General features: G+C 71.0%; 16 protein-coding genes, 1 tRNA gene and 2 pseudogenes. 6 read left to right on the top strand and 13 right to left on the bottom strand.

What is annotated here, in order from left to right:
• Positions 1–3 precede the first annotated feature (3 nt).
• From ACLQ2W_RS05360 to ACLQ2W_RS05350, 3 genes are all read left to right on the top strand, one after another.
• On the top strand, positions 4–231 hold the full coding sequence (locus ACLQ2W_RS05360; RefSeq protein WP_425785449.1) for a hypothetical protein: 228 nt from the start codon (positions 4–6) through the stop codon (positions 229–231).
• Entirely contained in the window at positions 228–1,097 is an 870-nt protein-coding gene (locus ACLQ2W_RS05355; RefSeq protein ID WP_425785448.1) for a metal-dependent hydrolase, read from the top strand. Before ACLQ2W_RS05360 ends, ACLQ2W_RS05355 begins: the two co-directional genes overlap by 4 nt.
• Before the next feature lie 1,552 nt (positions 1,098–2,649).
• Positions 2,650–3,156 (top strand): hypothetical protein, encoded by a 507-nt coding sequence (locus ACLQ2W_RS05350; RefSeq protein WP_425785447.1) that lies wholly within the window; start codon positions 2,650–2,652, stop codon positions 3,154–3,156.
• A 133-nt stretch (positions 3,157–3,289) separates the two neighbouring features.
• Here the strand turns inward: ACLQ2W_RS05350 and ACLQ2W_RS05345 are convergent.
• From ACLQ2W_RS05345 to ACLQ2W_RS05300, 10 genes and pseudogenes are all read right to left on the bottom strand, one after another.
• Positions 3,290–3,365 (bottom strand) — tRNA-Arg (locus tag ACLQ2W_RS05345).
• A 168-nt stretch (positions 3,366–3,533) separates the two neighbouring features.
• Positions 3,534–3,753: pseudogene (locus ACLQ2W_RS05340) on the bottom strand (hypothetical protein); the annotation flags it as partial.
• Between the two features lie 249 nt (positions 3,754–4,002).
• The gene (locus ACLQ2W_RS05335; RefSeq protein WP_425786019.1) at positions 4,003–5,133 is read right to left on the bottom strand and encodes a fatty acid desaturase family protein; all 1,131 of its coding nucleotides are present in this window, start codon (positions 5,131–5,133) and stop codon (positions 4,003–4,005) included.
• Positions 5,134–5,543: 410 nt separating this feature from the next.
• Entirely contained in the window at positions 5,544–6,599 is a 1,056-nt protein-coding gene (locus tag ACLQ2W_RS05330; RefSeq protein ID WP_425786018.1) for a glycosyltransferase, read from the bottom strand.
• A 23-nt stretch (positions 6,600–6,622) separates the two neighbouring features.
• A complete protein-coding gene (locus ACLQ2W_RS05325) occupies positions 6,623–6,916 on the bottom strand; it encodes a glycosyltransferase (RefSeq protein ID WP_425785446.1) in 294 nt (97 codons plus the stop codon).
• 135 nt (positions 6,917–7,051) lie between these two features.
• Complete coding sequence (locus tag ACLQ2W_RS05320; protein ID WP_405093210.1) at positions 7,052–7,225, bottom strand: hypothetical protein; 174 nt, start codon at positions 7,223–7,225, stop codon at positions 7,052–7,054.
• A gap of 52 nt (positions 7,226–7,277) precedes the next feature.
• Positions 7,278–7,460, bottom strand: coding sequence for a hypothetical protein (locus ACLQ2W_RS05315; protein ID WP_425785445.1), 183 nt, complete (start codon positions 7,458–7,460; stop codon positions 7,278–7,280).
• A gap of 65 nt (positions 7,461–7,525) precedes the next feature.
• Positions 7,526–8,245 (bottom strand): SigB/SigF/SigG family RNA polymerase sigma factor, encoded by a 720-nt coding sequence (locus tag ACLQ2W_RS05310; protein WP_425785444.1) that lies wholly within the window; start codon positions 8,243–8,245, stop codon positions 7,526–7,528.
• Between the two features lie 224 nt (positions 8,246–8,469).
• Positions 8,470–9,201, bottom strand: a complete 732-nt coding sequence (locus tag ACLQ2W_RS05305) for a GAF and ANTAR domain-containing protein (protein WP_425785443.1) — start codon at positions 9,199–9,201, stop codon at positions 8,470–8,472.
• Between the two features lie 83 nt (positions 9,202–9,284).
• Positions 9,285–10,010: a GAF and ANTAR domain-containing protein gene (locus ACLQ2W_RS05300; RefSeq protein ID WP_425785442.1), complete on the bottom strand. Its 726-nt coding sequence runs from the start codon at positions 10,008–10,010 to the stop codon at positions 9,285–9,287.
• Positions 10,011–10,590: 580 nt separating this feature from the next.
• Here ACLQ2W_RS05300 and ACLQ2W_RS05295 point away from each other — a divergent pair.
• From ACLQ2W_RS05295 to ACLQ2W_RS05285, 3 genes and pseudogenes are all read left to right on the top strand, one after another.
• Positions 10,591–10,911 carry a LapA family protein gene (locus ACLQ2W_RS05295; RefSeq protein ID WP_425785441.1) on the top strand — a complete coding sequence of 107 codons (321 nt, stop codon included), beginning with the start codon at positions 10,591–10,593 and terminating at the stop codon, positions 10,909–10,911.
• 3 nt (positions 10,912–10,914) lie between these two features.
• On the top strand, positions 10,915–11,562 hold the full coding sequence (locus tag ACLQ2W_RS05290; RefSeq protein ID WP_425785440.1) for a DUF5994 family protein: 648 nt from the start codon (positions 10,915–10,917) through the stop codon (positions 11,560–11,562).
• A pseudogene (locus ACLQ2W_RS05285) lies at positions 11,469–11,921 on the top strand (SPFH domain-containing protein); the annotation flags it as partial. The gene ACLQ2W_RS05290 and the pseudogene ACLQ2W_RS05285, both read left to right, overlap by 94 nt.
• 67 nt (positions 11,922–11,988) lie before the next feature.
• Here ACLQ2W_RS05285 and ACLQ2W_RS05280 read toward each other — a convergent pair.
• From ACLQ2W_RS05280 to ACLQ2W_RS05270, 3 genes are all read right to left on the bottom strand, one after another.
• Positions 11,989–12,444 (bottom strand): hypothetical protein, encoded by a 456-nt coding sequence (locus tag ACLQ2W_RS05280; protein ID WP_425785439.1) that lies wholly within the window; start codon positions 12,442–12,444, stop codon positions 11,989–11,991.
• Positions 12,445–12,716: 272 nt separating this feature from the next.
• The gene (locus ACLQ2W_RS05275) at positions 12,717–13,202 is read right to left on the bottom strand and encodes a universal stress protein (protein ID WP_425785438.1); all 486 of its coding nucleotides are present in this window, start codon (positions 13,200–13,202) and stop codon (positions 12,717–12,719) included.
• Between the two features lie 37 nt (positions 13,203–13,239).
• Positions 13,240–13,905: a hypothetical protein gene (locus ACLQ2W_RS05270; RefSeq protein ID WP_425785437.1), complete on the bottom strand. Its 666-nt coding sequence runs from the start codon at positions 13,903–13,905 to the stop codon at positions 13,240–13,242.
• Positions 13,906–14,339 lie beyond the last annotated feature (434 nt).

The following is a 14,339-nucleotide window of genomic DNA, read 5'->3' as shown; positions in this document are numbered from 1 at the left end:
AAGATGCTGATGACATTGAACTTCGTCTCCGACGGCCGAGAGGTGGGCAGCACGAAGTACGGGACGGTGCCGGCCGAGGGCCAGGCCGTCGTGCTGGAGCACAGCCTGTGGGGACGCCGCCGGTACCGCGTGGTGGACGTCGAGCACCAGTTCACCGAACGCCACTCCACCCGCGCTGAGCGGTTCCTACCCGCACCGGTCATCGTGCACCTGAAGGCGGACACCCCATGATGGCGCGCACGCACTGCTGGACCAGCGCAGCGAGTTGGCTGGCCGGGTGCGCGTTCCTTCCGACGATCGGCCACCCCCCGTCGATCAGCGTGGCGCTCGCTGGCGCCGCGGTAACCGCCGGCGCATCACTGATCCCGGACATCGACTTTCCGCGGTCCACCATCTCCTGGTCGGGGGGCCCGGCGACGCAGCGGCTCGCCCAGCGGATCGGGGGCGCGTCGGCGCGGTTGCAGGTGCTTACATGCGAGCACTGCGCGCGGCGAGGACTGAACGACGGGCATCGCGGGATCACGCACACGCTGGTGTTCGCCGCTGTCGTCGCGTTGTTGCTTGCTTCTGGGGTCGCATTGGTGGGCGGGTGGGTTGCTGGTCCGGTGATCTGGGCGACGGTCGGATTGGCGGTACGTGGGGTGCTGCCGTGGCAGCTACGGGGCCGTTTCGGGGCGTCGGTGTTCGCTGCCGTGGCGACGGTGGCGGTGGTGGTCGCCAGCGATGGCGTGTGGTGGTGGGTTCCTGCCGCAGTCGGGTGGGGTGTGCTGGCGCACTCCCTCGGGGATTCGCTGTCGGTGGCTGGTGTGCCGCTGCTGTGGCCGCTGCGGCTTCGTGGATGCCGGTGGTATCGGACCGGTCTGCGGCGCTGGCACGTAGGTACTTCTCGGCAGAGTCAAGGCGCTGCGGCGCGTCGCTGGGGACGCGGTCATCCGAGAGATGAGCGCTCGGCAGGCTCTGAACGTGAGCAGTCCTCGCGCATTTTGCGCTTATCGGACGGCGCACCTTCCGGTTCCCCGCGGCACCGTTCGAGTTCGCGCAGGTCGTTGCCGACAGTTGAGCAAGGCCGAAGATCGGCCCGCGAAGCCCGTCCATGATCACGAAGAGTGTACGGAGCCGCACGGGAGGGTGACATTGGCGAAGTCAGTCACTGTGTGCAAATGGTGAACAGTGCGTTCTCTGCATGTTGCTGTCCGCGACTTTTGAGAAAAGGTACAGCCTTAACAATCCCGCCGCCGGGACCTTGAAGATCGAGCGGAACCGGTTGCGGCACGAAGAGAAGTGGAACGTCTCAGCCACCGGGGGGTGCTGGCGCGATGCGTTTGAGGTCAATGAGGACCGCGCTCCGCCTCGGCGCACTGTGCCTCGGCATGGCCGGCGCCGCCCTCGCATTCGACGCTGCAACACCCGGGCAAGCCAGCGCCTCTGACAAGCCGCGACCAACGGTCGTCCACAACCTCACGGTGAGCGTTGGCGACGTCATCAAGGTAGTGCTTCCCGCGCCGCCCAACCTCCGAAAGGGCGATGCCCCTCGGCCAGAAGACCGGCAGGCGGCAGATAGCGAGCCGAACGCCGGACATCATCCCCAGCAATCTCGCGACCGCAACCCGTCACGTACACGAGACGAGAAGGGCACGCAGGCGACGGAACGGCCCGAGTCCCAGCGCGTGGCCGCCAGCACCCAGAATGGCCCGACGAGTCCGACGAAGCGACGCCCCCCAAGGGCCAGCACCCGACCCGTCCGCGGTGGCCTCGAAGTCGTCGGCGGGCTGACGAAGGCCGCCACTAAGCCCTTGAAGCCGATCACTGACCCGGTGCTGACCACCACGCGTCCCGTGACCGACAAGGTCGTAAGCCCGGTGCTCCGCGAGGTCGTCGACGTACCCGTTGTAGGCGAGGTCGTCCAGCAGGTCGACCAGCAACTGCGGCCCATCGTCGAACAGATGGGGCCTGTTGTTGGACCTGTCCTGGATCCGGTCCTGGATCTCACCGAGCCGGTCACCGGTCCCGTGCTGAATGATCCGCGCGTGCCCATCGTCGGTGGCGCCCTCACCACGCCTCCGGCCAGTTCACCGACCACTCCGGATCCAGTAACCGGCTCCCCGCCTCGGGCCGCCCTTCCCCAGGCCGCTCCAGGCGGCCCGCTCGCTACCAAGCCGGCCCCTACCGCTTCGAGGACCGGGACCAGCACTCATACCGTCGCCATCGGCGCCACCCATGGGACCAGCGTTCCTACGTCCTCGTTGTCGTCCGTTGACCGAGGCGAGCAATGGAAATGCCGGCAGGCTGCTGCCGGTCTACCTGGCACCGCGTCAGATGGCGACGTGAACACAACCGAAGATGCTCCTCAGTTCGGCGGCGACAACCCCGTGGAACAACCCGCGCGTGGCGGGATCGAGGCTTCGGCATCTGGCACGAGTCCGGCTGGCGTTCGCTCGGCCGGGCCCGCGCTCCCGGAGCTGCGGCTCGTGGGCACGACCCGGCACCCGGATGTCACGGCGACCGGCCGGCAGCCGACTCCCGGCTCCCGGCCCGCTTGATGCCGCCCAGGACCGCCCTCGCGGTCACTGGGGCAAGCGTTCAGACGACGCCGCGCCCAGGAGGTGCACAACCTCCAACCCCCTCCCCGCAACTCTGGTTGGAGCAACCATGCGCAAGGTTTTCGCTTGGAAGGTCGCCGGCTTCGTTGCCGGTTTACTCGGATTCATGACCTTCGGTGGGCTTCTCGCCCTCCTCGCGTCGAAGGTTGAAGTGCCCAGCAGCGGCGTAGCCGTCGGCGGCGTCCTCTCGGGCACCCTCGTCATCGGCGCATTGTGCCTGCTGCTCAGCTCGGCGCTCCTGGAGGGCAGCAACCGCGCGTCGGCCCAGGAGGACATCTCCGAGATCAAGAAGATGGTCACCGACGTCAGCGAGTCAGTCGGCCAGATCGCTGAGGCGGTCGACGAGCTGAAGGGCGTTATCGACGAGCGGTGCGGCAGCCTGGCCGCGGCCGGCCGAGTCGCCCGGTCCACCGCGAAGCGGGTGGCCGCAGTCGAGCGCCAACTCGGCGCGATGCGAAGCGCGGAGGGCACCCTGGCCCGCGCGCAGGTAGCCCTGGACAAGCGGGCCGCGGAGTTGCGCGACGGTGGATCGAACGTGCGTAGCCTTCGGCGGTGACCGCCGGCGGCCCGGTGGGAGCTGGGGCCCACCGGGCACCGCCCGGCATCACGATTTCGGCGTGTCGCAGAAGTCGTGATGCCAAGGTGATGCCAACCCATCGATCACAAGATCAATGGATCTACGTTTTGCCTGGTGCCCCCGGCAGGATTCGAACCTGCGACACACGGTTTAGGAAACCGATGCTCTATCCCCTGAGCTACGAGGGCGCGAGGGCCCAGTCTAGCGACCTGGGGGTTCACCTGGGGTGGCAGGGAGTGGCCCACGTTCACCCACGTTCTCCGGACCGCCGTTCGCCCAGCCCAGGACCACACCCGGAGCACACGAACCCCGGTTGCGACCGGCGATCGGCCGCAGTGACCCGCGTCGGCACCGGTTCACCCCGGTTGGCATCCGCTGGAGGTGTCTCTACGCGAGTCACACAGCGCCACCTCTGCTGATCTTAGCGGTTTGGGCTGGTAGGGGGTCTTGTCGCGGATGCAGGCCAGAGGACGTTGAGGCGTTGTCTGGACAGGGCGGCGGTGGCTTGGCGGTGGGTCTTCCTTCGGCTCTCTTCTTGTCGTAGTAGGCGCGTGATCGGGAGTAGTGGGTCAGGGCTTTCGATGTCTGGGCGCGGGTCCGGACAGACTCCTGGAGTCTGCTGCCGTCGGCGTCGGCTGTCGGGGCGTCACGCCGGTACGCCCGCGGTGGCCTGCGGGCCTCCCCCGCCCTTTGGCGATCGCGGCCGGGCCCAGCAGGCGAGTCCGTGCTCTGCGGTAGCCGGTCCGGCCCGAGCGAGGTCGCCCTGAGCGAAAAGCTGGGGACGCCCCTCAGGCCCTACTCGCCCCCCGGCCGACGACGCGCATGTCATCGACGATCGACGTTCTCCGCCTCGCGCAGCCGCGCCGCCGGTCCCGTCGGTCCCGTCGGTCCGGTCAGCTCGACGGATGACGCGAATTCTCCGGCCGGCTGGGCGTTGCGCCCCACGCGGTGCAGGTGGCGCAGCGCCTGCCGATACGAGTCGAGCAGCCCGGTTTCGACGTAGGGCAGGTCGTGCTCGCGGCAGAAGGCGCGGACGATCGGCCGGGCGTGGCGCAGTGCGGCGCGGGGCATGCTGGGGAACAGGTGGTGTTCGATCTGGTGGTTCAGGCCGCCGAGCAGGAAGTCGGTCAGCCGGTTGCCACGGACGTTGCGGGAGGTGAGGACCTGGCGGCGGAGGAAGTCCACCTCCTCGTCCGCACCGAGGATCGGCATGCCCTTGTGGTTGGGGGCGAAGGCACATCCCAGGTACAGCCCGAAGAGGCCCTGCTGTACGACGACGAAGGCCACCGCGCGCGGCGGGGACAGCACCACGAAGACCGCGGTGAGGTATGCGGCGGCGTGCAGCCCGAGCAGCAGCGCCTCCCGGCCACGCTCCCGGTAGGTGGACCGGGACAACGCACGGACGCTGGCCACGTGCAGGGACACGGCTTCGAGCAACAACATCGGGAAGAACAGGAGCCGCTGGTGGCGGGCGAGCAACCGTCCCGCACCGCGCCGCCGGTCGGCCTGCGCCCCGGTGAACGCGAGAGCTTCACCCGCGATGTCGGGGTCGCGGCCCTCGGTGTTGGGGTGGGCGTGATGGCGATGGTGCTTGTCGACCCACCAGCCGAAGGCAAGCCCGATGGCCAGGTTGCCGTGCACCAGCCCGACCAGGTGGTTGGCGCGCCTGGACCGGAAGATCTGCCGGTGGCCGGCATCGTGGCCGAGGAAACCGCTCTGGGTGAAGACCACGGCGAGGTACGCGGCGGTGACCAGTTGCCACCACGAGTCCCCCACCAGCACGAAGATCGTCCAGCCCGTGACGACCAGCGCGGCGTTGGCGGCGATCAGGACCAGGTAGTAGGTCGGGCGACGGTCGAGCAGACCCGCCCGGCGCACCCGACTCAACAGTTCGGCGTAGTCGCTGCCACGACGGCGCCGCGCCCCTGGCGGCGCCGCTGGGATTGTCTGATCGATGGTGCTCATGGATCCTCCCGGCATGGACGCGAAGCACGTCGCCGGGGTCCGGGGCGAACGCCCCCAGCCTACTCCGCTGCCGGTGCGGCGGGGCGGTACGGCGATCGTGCCATCGCATCGAGGAGCGCGGCCACCAACACCGTGACGGAACCGACCCGGGCGTCGCTGGTCCCGTACGGCAACCGCAGCTCGTCGGCGTGGATGAGCCGACGCCGTGGGTGAGCACGAGCCAGCCGGCGTCGGTCGCGATGGGGGATCCGCAGTTGCCGACCTGGATCAGTTCCCAACTGTCCCGCGGGGCGTGCAGCGGCACCGGTTCCTGCCACCGGTTCGCACCGCCCAGGCAGGTCAGGCCGATGGTCTCGCCGTCGGCGCGGCACTGGTGCCGTGCCGGACTGCCAACGTGTCGGTCACGACCACCGCCGGGCGTGCTGGAGGGTGGAGATCAGCGCGAGGGTGGATTCGGCGCCCTGGTTGAGGTTGGGTCCGTGCGCGGTCAGCCCGTCGTAGCCGCCGCCGGTCGCCGGATCCCACATCCGCGTGCCAACGTCGTTGTCACCGAGGAACCACCCCACCGCCTGCCGCACCCCGGCCTCCCAGGCGGGATCGCCGGTGACGTCGGCGGCGGTGGCGCAGGCGTCGGCGAACGCGGCGACCTCGATCGGCTGCTGATCGTGGCGCCGCCGCGACGCACCGCGTTCCCAACCGTCGGCGGGTACGACCGACAGCCGCCCGTCGCGCAGTTGGAGGTCGCGCAGCCAGGTCAGCATCCGCAGGCCGCCGTCGAGGGACGGACCGTCGTGGCGCAGTTGGCTGGCGGCGATCACGACCTCCGCGAGGGCCGCGTTGGCATAGGTCAGCCGTGCCTGTGGCCAGGGCCAGAGCGGGTCGGCTCCGGGGGCGCCGATCGTGCTGGCCGCGTCCGCCAGCAGTGCGGCCGCAGCGGCGTGGGCCGGGTGGCGGCGCAGCACCTCGACCGCGCCGAGCCCGGCGAAGACCATCGCATGCGGGGTCGGGGCGCGTCGGGTGGCACCCCGGCTGAACGCGACGAGCGCCTCCTCGCGGATCCACGGCGCGGGGCTGCGGGCCGCGGCGGTGCCGAGCCCCCACAGCGCGCGACCCCACCAGTCGCCGAGCCCGGGCTCGTCGGCCCAGCGCCGGTCGTGGCCGAGCCGGTTGCGGAAGGCGCCCCGGGTGTCCTGCGCGTGGGTGAGGAACGCGAGGTAGCGCTCCGCCAGCCGGAGCACCTCCGCTGCGGGCTCCGGCTCGCGGCAGGTGACGACCAGGCCGCGCGCGACGTCGTCGGTGCAGTAGCCGTGCTCGCGGCGGGCGATGGCGTGCCGGGCGTGCTCGCGGCGGGCGATGGCGTGCCGGGCGTGCTCGAACAGGCCGGTGTCGTCACTCAACCGGCTCAGGTGCGCGAAGCTCGGCTGGGGCGTCGGATGCCGGCGGCCGCTGCCCGGCATGCTGGGCAGCCCGGTGGTCGCGGTCACGCCGACGCCGCGCTGACCGCGGGACGGCGGGCGGCGACGAGCCGCTCGGCGAGCGCGCCGTAGCGGGCCGCCACCGCAGGCCAGCGCAGGTTCGCGGCCAGCGGCCGGACGCGGCCGGCCAGCCGCGCGCCCAGGCCCGGTTCGGTCAGGATCCGCCGGATCGCGTCGGCCAGTGCCACCGGATCCTGATGCGGTACGACCAGACCGGGGCCGCCGGTGAGCAGCTCGACGGCGTGCGGGAAGGCCGTGGCCACGACGGGTACCCCGGCGGCCACCGCCTCGATGAGCACCCCCGAGGTGACCTGTTCGCGGGGAGTCGTAGGGCAGGACGACCACGTCGGCGGAGCGGATCAGCCGGCCGTGCTCCCAGGGACCGTAGCGGTGGGGCGGCGTGCGCCAGGCGACCGGACCGAGCAGGGCAACCCTCACCGGGACGGCGCGTCGGCGAGGTCGGCCGGATCGAGACGCAGGGTGGCGAGCAGCCCCGCGTGTTTGGCGGGGTCCACCCGCTCCGGCAGTTCCCGCTCGACCCACTCGGCTCTGGTCTGCTGTCCGCGCTCGCGCAGCGCGGCAACGATCCGGTGTCTGGCGATCCTCATCGTCTATCCCCTCGATCAGTCGTTCGGGACGGTCGTGGTCAGCGGTCAGCGGTCAGCGGTCGGCGAACGTCGCGACGAGCACCAAGGGCAGAAGCAGGACGGCCACCAGGAAGAACACCCGCAGGCGGAGCGCGCGGACGTCAAGGGCCCGCCTGACCCGCCCCCCGAAGGTCAAGGGGGTGGATGTCCCGCTGACCGGCGGCGACCCGGTAGTGGCGATCGGACGAACGGCCACGTCATCGTCTCCTGGTGATCTCGACGATTCGGCCTGATTGCTTGAGCGGTCCGGCCGGCGATCGGTCAGCGGAGCATCCCGGCTCTCAGTTGGGCCAGCGAACGGCTCAGCAGCCGGGAGACGTGCATCTGGGACAACCCGACCCGGGTGGCGATCTGCGCCTGGGTCAGGTCGCCGTAGAACCGCATGGTCAGGATCCGGCGTTCGCGTGGGGGAAGAGCCGCGAGGAGCAGCCCGAGGGTGAGCTGATCGTCCACGCCGGTGTATCCCGCGTCGGCGGCGCCGCTGAGCGCCCGACGATCGGTGCCGTCGGCACCGGGCCGCGGTTCGCTCAGCGACACCAGGCGGTAGGCACCGAGGGCGGCGACGGCGGCCCCGAGTTGGGCGACGGTCACCTCCAGGTCGTCGGCGAGCTCTCGATCCGTCGGCTGGCGACCGCGTTGCTGCGCCAGCCTGCCCCGAGCCTCGGGCACCTGTGCACCCAGTTCCTGGGCCTCCCGCGGGACCCGGATCGCCCACGCCGTGTCGCGGAAGTGCCTCCGGATGCCGCCGAGGATGGTCGGAACGGCATAGGCGGCGAACGGCACGCCCCGACTGCTGTCGTATCCGTCGACGGCCTTGATCAGGCCGAGCGCGCCGACTTGCGCCAGGTCGTCGTAGGACTCCCCGCGGCCGGTGTACCGGCGGGCCAGTCGACCCGCCATCGGCAGGTTCGCCTCGATGATCCGGTTACGCAGCCCTGCGCGGTCGGGATCATCGGCGTTCAGGGCTGCGCGTTGACGCAACAGGTGTTCGCTGTTCCCCGTGGTCGGGCTCAGCGGTGGAGGGGACGAAACGGCTGTGGATGTCACGGCGGAGGTGACCATTGTTCCAATGCCCCTAACGGGCTGGTGGCGGCGAGACTAGCGGCCACCGGGGACCCGGGCGACACCGTAACCGTACGCCTTCATCCCCCCGACCGACACCCGGATGGGCTCTGGGAAGCGCACTCGGGTGTCGAACCCGGGCGTCAGCCGGACCGGTGGGTGACCGGCCCCGGCGCGAGCTGCTCGGAGCCGTCGACGATCGCCTGGGACAGCTCGGACAGTCGCCGGTTGCGGCTGCGGGCACCGTCGCGCAGGATCGCGAAGGCTTGACCCACGTCCACCTGTAGGCGTTCGGCGAGAACGCCCTTGGCCTGTTCGATCAGGACGCGGCTGTTCAGGGCGGTCTGTAGCTGTTCGGTGAGGATGTCACGCCGGTGGATGGCGCGGTGTTGCAGCAGTCCGATGGTGGCCACGTCGGCGAGCGCCTGACCGATGCGGAGCTTGTCCTCGTCGAGGGCCCCCGGCCGGACGTCGAAGAGGTTCAGCGCGCCGATGACCTCGGAGCGCAGGCGCATGGGCAGGGCGTGCACCGCGGCGAAGCCGACCTCGGCCGCGGCGGCGGTGAACCTCGGCCATCGGGCGGTGGTCCGGGTCAGGTCGGCGACCGACACCGGCTGCCCGGTACGGAAGCAGTCGAGGCAGGGCCCCTGGTCGGTCTGGAGCTGGAACAGCTCCAGCAGTCGGGTGCGTTCGGAGGAGGCGGCGACCAACTGCAGCGTGTCCCGCTGGTCGGTCAGGAGCAGCCCGGCCGCCGACACACCCAGCAGCTCGACACACCTCTCGGTCAGCACGTGCAGGAACTCGATCACGTCGAAGTCGTCGACGAGAGTGTCGGCCATCTCCACGAAAATGTCGGCCAGCGGGGTCTCGGCCATGTCAGTCACCTCGTCTATCTGTGTCTCCGCCGGTCGCCCGGCGGGATGGTCCGTAACGCGCCGTACTGGCGCCGATCCCCTGTTCACCCATTTCGGCCACCAGGTGTCCCGGTCGGGCCGAGACGCAGGCGGCGGGCGACGACGTCGGCTGCCACGTCCCGGAGGCGCCGGTCCTGGGAGTACGCGTAGGCGCGCAACCGGACGAGCGCCACCGCCGCCGTCACTCCCAACTGGACCGTGATCATGCCAGTCGCCTGGTGCACCTCGGGGTGGTGCAGGCCGGTCCCCTCGGGCCACTGATCGTCCTGGTCCACCCTGTGGCGCGTCGCGTCGTCGAGCAGCACCGCGCATGCCGTGTCCGCCAGGACCAGTGCGTCGGCCAGTTGCTCCGCCCCGAGTTCACCGGCACCGACCCGGTAGAGGTCCAGGACACCGAGGCGGATCCCGCCCACCCGAAGTGGCAACGCGAATACCGCACCGGCCCCGGCGAGCACCGCGGCGGGCGCGAACACCGGCCAGCGGTTCCGGCACTCCGGCACGGTCAGATCGGCGACCAGGACAGGTCCACCGGTGGTCGCGTCCATGCCGGGCCCCTCACCGAGGGTCAGGGTCAGCTCTTCCAGCTCCGACGCGGTCCGGTCCGTGGCGTACAGCAGCTCGCGCGGCGTGGCATCGAGGACCACTGCGACGGCGGCGGAGTCGACGCCCGCAACCGAGACCGCCGCCGCGCAGACATGATCGACCGCGACGGCGCCACCCCGGGCGGCATCGACGAGAACAGCCCACAGCCGCCGACGATCGACGTTCATCGGATCGCCGCGCCCCGGATTGCCCTTGCCCACTGCTGACTCCGACCCGGATCAGTCGAACGGACGCACTGCCGTACGGCGCCGAGGTCCCGGGCGACGGTCACACCGTACTCCCGCGTGACGCCACGGCGCGACCGGCGGCCCACCGGACCCGCGACGGCTCCGGCGGCTGACGAGCCGGTCGCGGAAGCGTACGCTTGCGGTGTCGCTCGGGACCCCGGTGGCTGGACAGTCCGCCGCTGGCGGACGCACCCCCACCGATCGAGGTCACCGTGCTGGCCACCCGCCGCATCCCATGCACCGGTCAGGCCGCCGGATCTCCGTCGCATTCCTGGCCAGGCATTTCCCTCGCACCGGCACGTCGGACCGCGACAGTCGGTCGCAGGCCCGTCATCATCCAGACGCGCCAGCGCACCACGGCGTCCAGGCGCGCCAGATCCTCATCGGAAGGCGGCGGTTCGTGATGACCGCACCTCGGAACAGTCATGTTCGATCCTTCTCGCCAGGCGCCCGTGGCGGCACCGATGCTTCTCGCGCAGTGCCCCCGCGGCGGCCGGTGAAGCGCTCACGAATCGGCGGCGTGTGGGTCGCTGCCGTGGTGTTCGCGGTCGTGCTCCTGCTGCTCCTGATCTTCGTACTGCAGAACGGGCAACGCGCCGAGGTGTCGTTCCTCGGCGCACACGGCACCCTGCCGATGGGAGTGGCGCTGCTGCTGGCCGCGGTCTTCGGGGTCCTGCTCGTCGCCCTGCCCGGCACCGCCCGGATCGTGCAGCTGAGGATGCTCGACCGCCGTCCCGTCACGCAGCCGGGCGACCCGGCCGGGTCCGGCCCGACTCCCCCGTCGACGACCGACGTCATCGGCGTCCCGCTGCCGTCCCGCCCACCGCGTGAGGGGGGCTGAGCCATGTCCGTCAGCCCGCGACGACTCGCCACGTCCCCCGCGCCGGCGCCGTCCGCGCCCCGGCTCGTCCTCGCCCCCACCCGGGACCGGGCGGTCCTGGACGGCGGGTGGTGGCCGCGCTCCTGGGACCCGGCCGCCGAACTCCCCGGCCTCGTCCTCGCCCTGTCCGAACGCCACGGCCGGATCCGGCATCTCATGCTCAACATCCACACCTGGGAAGGCCGTACCCGCCGGTTCACCGTCGGACCGGACATGGTCCGAATCGGCTGGTTCGACACCCTCGACCCCGCCCTGCTGGTCGCCACCACCGGCCGCGACATACAGGTCGATCTGCTGGTGGTACCGCCCGCCACGCCACGGGCGGCAGCCGAGTGGGCGATGGCGACCGCCGCCGACCCGACCAACCTCAGGCGCGCGCCCGACATCCTGGCCGGCGCACCGGTCGGGCCCCGGGCCGCGACGGCGACCGGCTCCGCCGCGGACGCGGTGTGGGACAACGAAGGGGGCAGCACCGCTTCGATCGGCCGCCGCCCCGCCAATGACTTCTCCACCACCCACTCACCGGCATCATCGACACACCCACCGAGGGTCCGTGGGGTGTCAAGGTCGAGCGCGTCGAGGTCAAGGACGTTGCGCTGCCGGAATCGATGAAACGCTCCATGTCACGTCAGGCCGAGGCCGAGCGTGAACGCCGCGCCCGGGTCATCGCCGCCGACGGTGAGTACCAGGCCGCCGAGAAGCTCGCCCTGGCAGCCGCCACCATGGCCGCCGATCCCGCCGCCCTGCAACTGCGACTGTTGCAGACGGTGGTGGAGGTCGCCGCGGAGAAGAACAGCACCCTCGTCATGCCGTTCCCCGTCGAACTGCTGCGGTTCCTCGACCACGCGACGCCCCCGCCGGCGCCGGTCGTCGCGCCCCGCCCCCGGGCAGCGGAGACAGCGACGATGCCGGACGTCCGGCGGATCCTTCCCGAATCCGCGCCCACGACGGCCGCGGTGCCGGTGGGCTGACCGACAGGAACGGCTGCTCGGCCCGGTGACCGCGTGTGTCACCGGGCCGAGGCCCGTCGGCAGCCGGTCATCCGGTGGTGGGTGGAACCGACGTGCCCAGCAGTGCCGGCGGCTCGCCGTCCAGCGCGGCGATCAGTTCGCGACCGACGAACTCGTCGTATCCGGCGTCGAGGGGCGGAGTGCGGCCATCGATCTCGCGAAGCCGTTCCGCGGCCCGGCGATCGGCGATGGCCGTCACCCACGCGAGACCATCGACCTGACCGGCGGCGCACCTCGGCGCAAGCTGCCACACCTCGACGAACACCGCCCGGGTCACCGCGACGGCGACCGACGGGCGGCGCACCACCTCACACACCTGGATGAAGACAACGCGGACGAGACGGCGGTAGAGGCGACCGAAGGCGGCCCGGTCACGGTCGGCGACCCGCTTGACGAGGTCGTTCACCGATTCAGGACCGGGGGCGACGTAGACAGGGGAAACAGGCATCCGATGCTCCTGGTGGTGTGCCTGCGGCTGAGGCACCACCAGGGACCAGGGCGGCCGTTCCGCCCCACCCTACGCCATCGCGCCGGCCATCGAAGGTGGTCCTCAGCCGCAGTTGACCGACCGCCGTGGAGGCGGTGCACCGGCACCGCCCGCGACATCCCTCACGGGTCGTCGCGGGCGGCGCCGGTGCCGGGTTGCCGCGCCGCGCACCGGGTGCACGGCGCGGGCCCGGTCACCGTGCCCGGCTGCGACGAGAACCTCGAAGCGGCTGGGCACGATGGCTCCTGGAGGCCGGATCAGGGCGTCCCTCAGCCGCTCCCGACCTCGTCGACCGTCCGGTCCGTCGACGGAACGACCACCACCGGGCACGACGCGTGCTGTACGCAGTGCTGGCTGACCGAGCCGAGCAGCATCCCGGCGAAGGCTCCGTGTCCCCGGCTGCCCACCACCAGCAACTGCGCCCCGTCCGCGGCGTCCAGCAGCACCTGAGCCGGATGCCCGCGTACCACGTGGGTGGTGAACTGGACGGGCGCACCGCCGCTGGCCACGTCCGCGACCGCCTCCACCAGCATCTTCTCGGTGATCGCCGCGATGCTCACATCCTCGAACACCGCGGGCGACCACCCGTACGCGAATGCGTACTCCGCCGGGTCGTGCCACGCGCCCACCACGTCGACCCGTGCGTTGCTCAGCTCCGCCTGGGCCACCGCCCATCGCAGGGCGATCCGTGAGCCCGGTGATCCGTCGACTCCGACCACGATGCGCCGGTCATGCTCCTCGGCCTGGTCCGTCATGCCGAACTCCTCTCGGGAGGCTGTCACCTGACGTCGTCTACTTCAGCCAGCCGGTGCGTCGCACCAGCGGAATCCGGGCCCAGAAGGTGCCCAGACCGAGGGTGTTGCCGGCGCCCGACAGGGCCAGGACGACCAGCACGGCGGCGTAGACGAGGTGGTCGTCCATGAACGGATTGTTCGCCGGGGGGAGGACGACGGTCCACATCATCAGGGTCAGGAGTGCTCCGGCGCCGGCCGCCAGCCGCATCGCGACGCCCAGGATCAACGCGACGCCGATGGCGAGCAGAGCGCCCATGAACAGGACATCGGTCAGACCGACACCGGCGATCGAGCGGTAGAAATCGGCGAACGGGCCCGTCGTCGCGGATCCCAGGAATCCCTTCGTCGGGCTTCCTCCGTTGAACCAGGACTTCGCGGCGGTCGTGTCATGCCCCAGGCCGAACGCCTTGTCCAGGAACGCCCACAGGAATATCCACCCCAGCGCGAGGCGGATGCCCGCGAGCAGGTACCGCACCGTGGCGTCGACCCGCGGGTCGCCCTCGGTCGCTGCCCTCGCCACGGCTCCACCGGCTCGGTCCGGACCGACACCCACCGACTCGACGCCGGGCCGGTGTGCGGAGGTGTCCGGTACCAGCAGCGCCAACCCGGCGGCCGGCACGGCGTTCCGTAATGCTGCATTGTGGTTCCTGGCGATGTAGGCCATCGCACTCACATTCCTTGTTCTGCTCGTCGCGCGGTGCCGCGGCCTGCTGGACACGGGTGGGTCGGTGCCGGCACAACATCCGATGCGACGGAGGACGTGGTCCTCGGCACCTGCCGGGAAAGCCGCTGGACGTCGGTCTCGACATCGAGCGGATCGGAGGCGGCGGCGGGCGGTCAGCCACCGGGGACCCGAGCGACATCCCCACCATACGCGCTGCCGTACGAAAAGGCGGCGGGAGAATCGGCGGCACCAGGCATCACCGGTACCGGTCCGCTGGTCTTCGTCACCGGTCCCACCGGAGCCTAGGCTCAACGTGTCGCCCGGGCCCCCGGTGGCTGTCCCACCCACCGCAAGGCCGGCCCTTCCTGACGGTTGCCGACCCGATGACGGCCCACTCCCCGGCCGGAAGACAACCCTCAGCGGACGCGGTGCAC

It is taken from the genome of Micromonospora sp. DT227 (assembly GCF_049841835.1).
Classification (GTDB): domain Bacteria; phylum Actinomycetota; class Actinomycetes; order Mycobacteriales; family Micromonosporaceae; genus Micromonospora.
This window is presented reverse-complemented; position numbering and strand designations above follow the sequence as displayed.

Excerpts from the sequence above, each read along its gene's own strand:
- ACLQ2W_RS05305 (WP_425785443.1), bottom strand. The coding sequence starts at position 9,201 with ATGGCCGAGACCCCGCTGGCCGACATTTTCGTGGAGATGGCCGACACT.
- ACLQ2W_RS05275 (WP_425785438.1), bottom strand. The coding sequence starts at position 13,202 with ATGACGGACCAGGCCGAGGAGCATGACCGGCGCATCGTGGTCGGAGTC.
- ACLQ2W_RS05270 (WP_425785437.1), bottom strand. The coding sequence starts at position 13,905 with ATGGCCTACATCGCCAGGAACCACAATGCAGCATTACGGAACGCCGTG.
- ACLQ2W_RS05290 (WP_425785440.1), top strand. The coding sequence starts at position 10,915 with ATGTCCGTCAGCCCGCGACGACTCGCCACGTCCCCCGCGCCGGCGCCG.
- ACLQ2W_RS05300 (WP_425785442.1), bottom strand. The coding sequence starts at position 10,010 with ATGAACGTCGATCGTCGGCGGCTGTGGGCTGTTCTCGTCGATGCCGCC.
- ACLQ2W_RS05320 (WP_405093210.1), bottom strand. The coding sequence starts at position 7,225 with ATGAGGATCGCCAGACACCGGATCGTTGCCGCGCTGCGCGAGCGCGGA.
- ACLQ2W_RS05330 (WP_425786018.1), bottom strand. The coding sequence starts at position 6,599 with ATGCCGGGCAGCGGCCGCCGGCATCCGACGCCCCAGCCGAGCTTCGCG.
- ACLQ2W_RS05350 (WP_425785447.1), top strand. The coding sequence starts at position 2,650 with ATGCGCAAGGTTTTCGCTTGGAAGGTCGCCGGCTTCGTTGCCGGTTTA.
- ACLQ2W_RS05355 (WP_425785448.1), top strand. The coding sequence starts at position 228 with ATGATGGCGCGCACGCACTGCTGGACCAGCGCAGCGAGTTGGCTGGCC.
- ACLQ2W_RS05360 (WP_425785449.1), top strand. The coding sequence starts at position 4 with ATGCTGATGACATTGAACTTCGTCTCCGACGGCCGAGAGGTGGGCAGC.